Consider the following 4,554-nt stretch of genomic DNA (forward strand, 5'->3'; position numbering starts at 1 on the left):
CCGGTGATCGCCGAATACATGTCCGAGCCCGTGCCCGCGATCACGCGCGAGGTGAACGTCGATGCGTTGAACTCATGCTCGGCGTAAAGATTGAGCGATACGTGCATCGCATCGACCCACGACTTCGACGGCGCCACGCCATGCAGCAGATGCAGGAAGTGTCCGCCGATGGAATCGTCGTCGGTTTCGACTTCGATGCGTTTGCCGTTATGCGAGTAGTGATACCAGTACAGCAGCATTGAGCCGAGCGAAGCCATCAGACGGTCGGCGATATCCTTCGCGCCCGGCGTGTTGTGATCGTCCTTCTCGGGCAGCAGCGTGCCGAGCACGGAGACGCCGGTACGCATCACGTCCATCGCATTCGCGGACGCCGGAATCCATTCGAGCGCGGCCTTCAGGTTCGCGGGCAGGCCGCGCAAAGCCTTCAGCTTCGCTTTATAGGCCTTCAGTTCGGCGGCATTCGGCAGCTTGCCATGCACGAGCAGATGCGCGATTTCTTCGAACTCGGACGTCGTCGCGACATCGAGAATGTCGTAGCCGCGATAGTGCAAATCGTTGCCGGTCTTGCCGACCGTGCACAGCGCGGTATTGCCCGCCGTCACGCCCGACAGCGCGACGGATTTCTTCGGTTTGAAAGCCCCGGTCGCGGGTGCTTCGGTCGATGCAGAATCAGTCATGCTTTCAAGTCTCCTTTCGTGCGCGCGCGATGCGGCGCTACTTGTCGTGCTTGAACTGCGGTCCGATGATGCTCTCATGGCGCGGTGAAGAGCGGCGCGCATTCGTCGGACATCGGCTGCCCTGTGGCGTGCGCGCGGCGCAGCACCGACCAGTAATAGCGATAGCTCGCGCGATCATGCAGCGTGTCGCCGTGACGCGTCGGGCCCCACTGCGCGCGTTGCGCTTCGAGCAGGATCTCCGCGGCGAGCGCGATTTCCTCGGCGCGCGGCGAGAAAGCCGCGACGATCGGCTCGATCTGATCCGGATGGATGCTCCACATGCGCGTGTAGCCGAACTCGTTACGGGCGCGTGCGGCGTCGTTCGCGACGACGCTCATGTCGCGCACCTCCGTGGACACATTGTGCGACGGCACCTTGCCGTGCGCGTGACACGCCGCCGCGATTTCGAGCTTCGCCCGCCGCACGAGCGGATGATCGAACTGGCCGGGCGAGCGCATCGCGGTATCGGGAATCGCGCCGTTGTGCGCGGAGACGAAATCCATAAGCCCGAAGCTCAGTGATTCGACGCCCGGCAACGCCGCCAGTTCAAACGCTTCCGCGAGTGCGCCATGCGTCTCGACGAGCAGATGACACGGAACGGCCTTCTGGATGCCGAATTCGCAGCGCGATGCTTCGATGAAGGCCACCATCTCGGCGGCATCGAAGACGCTGCGGATCTTCGGCAGCATGATGAACGCGGGCGCCTGTTTCGCGTTGCGCAGAATGATGCGCACGTCGTCGCGCCACGCGCGGTGATGAAAGTCGTGGATACGCACGCCTACGCGCCCGAAGCGGTCTTCCTCGCCGCCGACGAACGAGGCGACCAGTTCCGCGTGCTCGGCTTCGCGACCGACCTGCGCGCCATCCTCGCAATCGAGCGTGATGTCGAAAACCGGGCCCAGTTGCGCCTGCAAGGCCAGCGATTTCTTCATCAGCTTCTCACTGCCGGCGTAGTGGTCGCAGGGCGGGAGAACCGCGGGTTGCGGTTCGCCGTCAAACAGCACTTCGGCGGGAGTGAGAGCGCGCATCGTCGGCGTCGGGTCCAATTTGGGGGAAGTGGATTCGATCTTGCTCATGCTTCTGATTCGGCCGCGCTCGAACGATGTTGCAGCCCGTCCAAGCGCGATCGGATCAGGCGCGAACGCTTTCTCGGGCGTTCGCGCTGACGGGAAGCCCGCGACGGGCCTCCCTTAAAAACGACGTGCTTACTTGCCCAGCAGATGCGAAACGCCGTCGCGCTCTTCGAGCAGTTCGTTCAGCGTGCCGTCCATCTTCTCGCGCGAGAATGCGTCGATTTCCAGGCCTTCCACGCGCTTGTACTCGCCGTTTTCGCAGGTGACGGGCACGCCGTAGATGATGTCTTCCGGAATGCCGTACGAGCCGTCCGACGGAATGCCCATGGTGACCCACTTGCCGTTCGTGCCGAGCACCCAGTCACGCACGTGGTCGATCGCCGCGTTCGCTGCCGATGCCGCCGACGACAGGCCGCGCGCTTCGATGATCGCCGCGCCGCGCTTGCCGACGGTCGGGATGAACGTGTTGCGGTTCCATTCGTCGTCGCTGATGAGCTTCGTCAGGTCCTGGCCTTCTGCCGTTGCGAAGCGGAAGTCGGGGTACATCGTCGGTGAGTGGTTGCCCCACACGGCGAGCTTTTCGATGGATGCGACCGGCTTGCCCGACTTCGCGGCCAGTTGCGACAGCGCGCGGTTGTGGTCCAGACGCAGCATGGCGGTGAAGTTCTTCTTCGGGAGATCCGGCGCCGACTTCATCGCGATGTAGGCGTTCGTGTTCGCCGGGTTGCCGACGACCAGCACCTTCACGTCGCGGCTCGCGACATCGTTCAGCGCCTTGCCCTGAACCGTGAAGATCTCGGCGTTGGCCGACAGCAGATCCTTGCGCTCCATGCCCTTCGAGCGCGGACGGGCGCCCACGAGCAGCGCGACGTCGGCATCCTTGAACGCGACCTTGGGATCGTCCGTGACGACCACGCCCGCGAGCAGCGGGAACGCGCAGTCTTCCAGCTCCATCACGACGCCCTTCACGGCGCCTTGCGCTTGCGGCAGATCGAGCAACTGAAGAATCACGGGCTGGTCTTTGCCGAGCAGATCGCCGTTGGCGATGCGGAACAGCAGCGAGTAGCCGATTTGACCTGCGGCGCCGGTTACGGCAACGCGCTTTGCGGACTTAGCCATTGAGAACTCTCCTGGACGATGCGTGGAACGCTAGGGAAAAACGCCATTTTATGCGCGATACGCCAAAGCGTTGATGAAGACATGCCGGCCATGCCGTGCGCGAATCGCCCGAAACTCGATCGGGCGAGCCCGAACTCGTGCGGCGTGTAGGCGTCACGGCGTGACTGTCATGCCATGAATCTTCTCTTCGAGCGAGAGACGTGCGGGATGTTCTTGAAGGACGCCGTGAATTCGCCTGGTCTGACGGCAACGCGCCCATACGAGACGGCGCTTGACGTTGCGAGGCATGGGACAGGCAGCGGCGCGCGAATCGAGTGGCCGATCGGCGTGAGACGGAAGCGAAAGGGCGTGCCTGGCGGTATGCTGCGCGATGCGTGGATGCCCTGACGTTGCCGCATCCCGGCAAAGACTGCCGCGGAAAACACGCCGTCCGGCGGTTCCTGCGCTCTCGCAACGACCCGCAAACCCTTGCTCGACAAGGAGTGTAGGATCGGTCCGAGGTAAAGTCAACACTATCTTATGTCTTATATAAGACATAGGATTCTGCGGGAAAAGTCTGGACGCACGGCGGCCCTTGTGTTGAAATGCGCGGCATGAATTCCAGCCCGGCGAACACGACGACCCCCAACGGCACTGCACCGGCGGCCGAGGCCGCGAGCACGCCGTCGCCGACGTTCAGCCCGCTGTATCAGCAGATCAAGGCGCTCATTACGCAGGGCCTCGAGTCCGGCGAATGGAAGCCCGGCGAAATCATCCCGAGCGAAGTCGAGCTGGCCGCGCGCTACAAGGTGAGCCAGGGCACGGTGCGCAAAGCCATCGACGAACTCGCCGCTGACAATCTTCTCGTTCGCCGTCAGGGCAAAGGCACGTTCGTTGCAACGCACAACGAAGACCGCGTGCAGTTCCGCTTCCTGCGCCTCCTGCCCGACGATGGCGACGTTCATCCCCATGTCAGCCGTCTGCTCGAATGCAGGCGCCTGCGCGCGCCTGCCGAGATCGCGCGTTCGCTCGATCTGAAGCCTGCCGATCCCGTCGTTCTTATCAAGCGCCTGTTGCAGTTTGATGGCGTGACGACCGTATTCGATGAAATCTGGCTCCCGGGCGCCGTGTTTCGCGGACTCACGGCGGAACGCCTCGCGGAGTACAAGGGCCCGCTCTACGCGATGTTCGAGACCGAGTTCGGCACGCGCATGATTCGCGCAACGGAAAAGATTCGCGCCGTCGCCGCCGACGAAACCGTCGCGCAGTTCCTCGACGTTGCGCAGGGATTCCCGTTGTTATCGGTGGAGCGCGTGTCCTATACGTATGGCGATCGCCCGGTCGAAGTGCGGCGTGGATGGTATGTCACGACCGGTTATTACTATCAGAACGACTTGAGTTGATCGAATGAAAAACGGGGCTGCGGGCACTGGCTGAGTGCCCGTGGAGCACGCATGCCGCAGGGCTTTTTTCGCGCGCATAGCAACGGTCTCACGGGTTGCTTATCGCTGCAGCGCGAAATAAAAAGGCGCTAAAATCGCAGATTAGTGTTTTAACAAGTTGGGGTCTAGCATGGCTGAAGCCGTAAAAAAACCAAGGCCGGAATACCGAAACATCGGGATCGGCCAACTCGCGAAGTATCGCTTGCCGCTGGCAGGGAAGGTATC

General features: G+C 62.5%; 4 protein-coding genes and 1 pseudogene. 2 read left to right on the plus strand and 3 right to left on the minus strand.

The genetic code is table 11. The features are described 5' to 3' along the window. The 3 genes from AWB74_RS43335 to AWB74_RS43345 all read right to left on the minus strand — a co-directional run. Nucleotides 1–677: citrate/2-methylcitrate synthase (locus tag AWB74_RS43335; protein WP_327363284.1), on the minus strand; the 677-nt coding region annotated here is incomplete at its 3' end. Nucleotides 678–751: 74 nt separating this feature from the next. After that, on the minus strand, nt 752–1,744 hold the full coding sequence (locus tag AWB74_RS43340; protein WP_061152638.1) for an HpcH/HpaI aldolase/citrate lyase family protein: 993 nt from the start codon (nt 1,742–1,744) through the stop codon (nt 752–754). A gap of 177 nt (nt 1,745–1,921) precedes the next feature. Beyond that, nucleotides 1,922–2,908, minus strand: coding sequence for a malate dehydrogenase (locus AWB74_RS43345; RefSeq protein WP_061152635.1), 987 nt, complete (start codon nt 2,906–2,908; stop codon nt 1,922–1,924). Between the two features lie 584 nt (nt 2,909–3,492). Between AWB74_RS43345 and AWB74_RS43355 the strand changes: the two genes are divergently transcribed. Together AWB74_RS43355 and AWB74_RS43360 are read left to right on the plus strand one after the other, a co-directional pair. Beyond that, nucleotides 3,493–4,290, plus strand: a complete 798-nt coding sequence (locus tag AWB74_RS43355) for a GntR family transcriptional regulator (RefSeq protein ID WP_061152637.1) — start codon at nt 3,493–3,495, stop codon at nt 4,288–4,290. Nucleotides 4,291–4,459: 169 nt separating this feature from the next. Then, nucleotides 4,460–4,554, plus strand: a pseudogene (locus AWB74_RS43360) (succinate dehydrogenase, cytochrome b556 subunit); the annotation flags it as partial.

It is taken from the genome of Caballeronia arvi, from assembly GCF_001544695.2.
Lineage (GTDB): Bacteria > Pseudomonadota > Gammaproteobacteria > Burkholderiales > Burkholderiaceae > Caballeronia > Caballeronia arvi.

Excerpts from the sequence above, each read along its gene's own strand:
- AWB74_RS43340 (WP_061152638.1), bottom strand. The coding sequence starts at position 1,744 with ATGCGCGCTCTCACTCCCGCCGAAGTGCTGTTTGACGGCGAACCGCAA.
- AWB74_RS43345 (WP_061152635.1), bottom strand. The coding sequence starts at position 2,908 with ATGGCTAAGTCCGCAAAGCGCGTTGCCGTAACCGGCGCCGCAGGTCAA.
- AWB74_RS43355 (WP_061152637.1), top strand. The coding sequence starts at position 3,493 with ATGCGCGGCATGAATTCCAGCCCGGCGAACACGACGACCCCCAACGGC.